This is a genomic window from Massilia mucilaginosa (genome assembly GCF_011682145.1).
Taxonomy (GTDB): domain Bacteria; phylum Pseudomonadota; class Gammaproteobacteria; order Burkholderiales; family Burkholderiaceae_D; genus Telluria_A; species Telluria_A mucilaginosa.
In genome coordinates, this window is sequence record NZ_WHJH01000120.1 from 1 (window position 1) to 3,025 (window position 3,025).

Sequence of the window (3,025 nt, forward strand, 5' to 3'; positions counted from 1 at the left end):
GCAGGCGCGCCGGCCAGAGTTCGTGCTTCGTTGGCTCTTGCATGTTCGTGACTCCTGAGTTGATGGAGTACCGATTCTGGATGCCGAAAATTAGCAATGGAAGGTGGGGTAAATAGACCGCTTACGAAACAAGGATGTCCACTGCCGCACAACTCGATGCGCCGAGCAACCCACGCGGTTCCAGCAGAGGACTCCAACGGCAACTTCATACACGCCTGGGGCAAGGTGCAGCTATCGTCACGGTAGACCTTGGTACCATCGCGCAGCAGCGCGTCAATGATGATGTTACCCGTCGGGCCGGAAGGATTGCCTAGCGCGGCCTGCTTGGCTGCCAGATCGGCGTCTGCTGCGGCGCCAGTAAGCGGGACGTAAGTCGGCGCACCAGCTGGTGACGACCCGGTGACGGTGACCTTGCCACCGTCGACGCTAAGGGAAGTAGTAGCGGCGACTATGGCGGCACCAGCGACCAAGATACCGAGACCGCCAGCAATGGTAAGCCAGACGGGCGCACCAGCGACGGCGAGCGCCACGCCACCTACCGTTGCAACCACATTCACAGCGGTCATCGACGAGCTGACACCTACCATAGTGGCCGCGATTCTCGGGTCGTTAGCAGCAAAGCCTCGAGCGATGGCGACGCGGGTCAAGGAACCAGCAATAGCCCTGTTGACCACGAAGTTGGCAACAGGCGCTGCTGCCTGAGCCTGCGCAAACGACTGCTGCTGATGCACAAGCATCAAACAGCATATGAACATCAGGAAGCACTTCCTTACTAAACCTAATCTCATACCGTCCTCCCAAAGAACCGACTTACCACCAGCCAGAAAAATGCAACCGGTAGCAGCACCGGCCAGGCCAGCGGCACCCACGAAGGCAACTCGCGGAACGTATCGTTCAGTCTCAACCAAACCGCGCCAAACCCGTAACTGCTGGCGAGCACGCCGACCATCAATACCAACAACGCCGAAGTATCCATACCACCCCTTATTCGCTCAAACCCTGAATGACCGCCCAGGCTGAAATCAGCCCCCACAAAAACATCCCGAAGTACCAAAGATCGTTAATCGTCATAACCGACACCCGAAAAAAAGGGAGCGCGAAGGCTCCCCCAAACCGAACCTGTCACACTTTCTGTGACAAGTGACGGAAAAAGCCAGCGGCGATCAGCTGCCCTTGAGCATGGCGAGGCCGATCCTGGCGCCCTTGATGGCGACGTACACGAGTGCCAACATGCCAGCGATTGCCAGCACCGCACTAATGACGGTGCCGAAATCGACCGCGCTGGTCAGGCCAGACATGTCCGGACCAACCGCGAGAGCCGAACCGCTTACAGCCAGTGCGCCAACCAGAGCCAGACCGCGTTGAATGTTTTTGTTCATTTTGAAACCCCTACGTTTTATGTACCGGGGAGCTGCCCGGCCAGTACTGCTAAATCAGAAATTTCGAATTGCGGCGAGAATCACCCCTGCGGACTTGCTCACCAAGTACAGACCGACGACGAAGGTAAAAGCGAATCCCCAAATAGTGGCCGCGGCGGCATAGTCGAAAGGCGCGTTCTGAGCATTGATACTGGGAGCCTGAGAAGCGTCGATCAAATACGCAGCAACTGTGCCTGGCGCCATGCCATTCCCACAGGGCGCTTGCCCAATTTGCGCGGGAACGCAAACGAGAACTACTTGCTCAGTCCCCACCGCCACGGGCTATTCCTCGCACAAGTCGAGCGTGTGCTCGACCGGAACAACCTTGACGATCTCGCCGGTCTGCTTGTCTTTTGTTTCATACGCTTTGCGTTGAAAGCCGCCCAAGACGCAATGACAGGAAATCTCGTCGCCCTTTTCACCCAAGCGACCCTTGCTGCGGATCTCGACGAGCTGCGGTCGCGAATATGCATCGGCGGCCGGGGTCATTACTTGGGTATACCGCTTGCCTTCGTACGACTTAGAGCCCTCAAGGCGACCTACCACCATGACCACCATCGCCTTAACAGCCAGCTGGCTTTTCTTGTCTTCCATCTTCATTACATTCGCTTCTGCCACAGCAATTCCTTTCACGCCGCAAGGCGCATCGTTTCCCGGCTTACCTGATACTCTTCACGATTGCGCGCCGGTAAATAGCACAGTCGCTTGTCTGATCTAATCGGAGAAAAATCCACAGGCAGCAACCCGTCATTTGCTACCACCGTTACGTCGGTTCCACGCCAAGACACGCCCGCATCCTCAAGAAGCTTCCGGTTCCGGTAGAACACCGTCTTCGCAAATTGCTCTCGCGTTACTTCATCGCCGAGAGTGCAGAGCGACGACCAAAACCCGTACAATCTCGCCCCCGTTGAAGGCCCGTAAACGCTCTTGAGCCTACTCAGCACCGCCCTACTGCCTCTCACCGTATCCATAGCCTGTTTTCCCTCTCGCAAAAGCTTCTCTACTTCCCTGTCGTAGACCTGCTGCAAATACGCATCCGTCACTTCTTTTACCAACGGATTTTTCTCAAAGTCGTATTGAAATTTATCTGAATGAATTTCAACCTCAGCACGTAGTCTGCTGTCCGCCAGACGCTGCAATGCTGCTAATTTTCGCTCGGCCCGCTCGTAATTTTTCGGGTCGTTTTTACCGTACAAATGCTTGAACAAATTTGTAAAAAAGCCCCGCATCCGACTTCGCTCGTGCACCTGAAATTCAGTGCCCTTGTGATAGAACTTCACGGTGGTTGTCTTTCCTGGAAAATACACAGCCATCGCATATTTGGCGGAGCCTCGTTGACGCCGAGGAAAGCTCATGACTTGCATGCCGTCGAAAAATTCCTTGCATGCGAGCTTTGGCAATCGGTAAACGAGCGCGACATCAACGCGGTGAACGGTCCAGTAATCGGCAAGAGGCAACTCGGTTTCAAGCAACTCTTCAACCGTAAGCGGTCTATTTACCCCACCTTCCATTGCTAATTTTCGGCATCCAGAATCGGTACTCCATCAACTCAGGAGTCACGAACATGCAAGAGCCAACGAAGCACGAACTCTGGCCGGCGCGCCTGC

General features: G+C 55.4%; 4 protein-coding genes and 2 pseudogenes. All 6 read right to left on the minus strand.

The features are described from left to right. Positions 1-788: pseudogene (locus F2P45_RS33885) on the minus strand (hypothetical protein); the annotation flags it as partial. Beyond that, positions 785-976: a hypothetical protein gene (locus F2P45_RS33890; RefSeq protein ID WP_166882603.1), complete on the minus strand. Its 192-nt coding sequence runs from the start codon at positions 974-976 to the stop codon at positions 785-787. The pseudogene F2P45_RS33885 and the gene F2P45_RS33890, both read right to left, overlap by 4 nt. 187 nt (positions 977-1,163) lie before the next feature. After that, positions 1,164-1,298, minus strand: a complete 135-nt coding sequence (locus F2P45_RS36865) for a hypothetical protein (protein WP_267877393.1) — start codon at positions 1,296-1,298, stop codon at positions 1,164-1,166. 135 nt (positions 1,299-1,433) lie between these two features. Further along, entirely contained in the window at positions 1,434-1,622 is a 189-nt protein-coding gene (locus F2P45_RS33900; RefSeq protein ID WP_166882605.1) for a hypothetical protein, read from the minus strand. A 78-nt stretch (positions 1,623-1,700) separates the two neighbouring features. Then, a complete protein-coding gene (locus tag F2P45_RS33905; protein ID WP_166882606.1) occupies positions 1,701-2,018 on the minus strand; it encodes a single-stranded DNA-binding protein in 318 nt (105 codons plus the stop codon). Between the two features lie 29 nt (positions 2,019-2,047). After that, positions 2,048-2,899 (minus strand): annotated as a pseudogene (locus tag F2P45_RS33910) (phage/plasmid replication protein, II/X family); the annotation flags it as partial. Between the last annotated feature and the right edge of the window lie 126 nt (positions 2,900-3,025).

What these genes read in the sequence shown, in the direction of transcription:
- F2P45_RS33905 (WP_166882606.1), bottom strand. Translation starts at nt 2,018, where the DNA reads ATGAAGATGGAAGACAAGAAAAGCCAGCTGGCTGTTAAGGCGATGGTG.
- F2P45_RS33890 (WP_166882603.1), bottom strand. Translation starts at nt 976, where the DNA reads ATGGATACTTCGGCGTTGTTGGTATTGATGGTCGGCGTGCTCGCCAGC.
- F2P45_RS33900 (WP_166882605.1), bottom strand. Translation starts at nt 1,622, where the DNA reads ATGGCGCCAGGCACAGTTGCTGCGTATTTGATCGACGCTTCTCAGGCT.
- F2P45_RS36865 (WP_267877393.1), bottom strand. Translation starts at nt 1,298, where the DNA reads ATGTCTGGCCTGACCAGCGCGGTCGATTTCGGCACCGTCATTAGTGCG.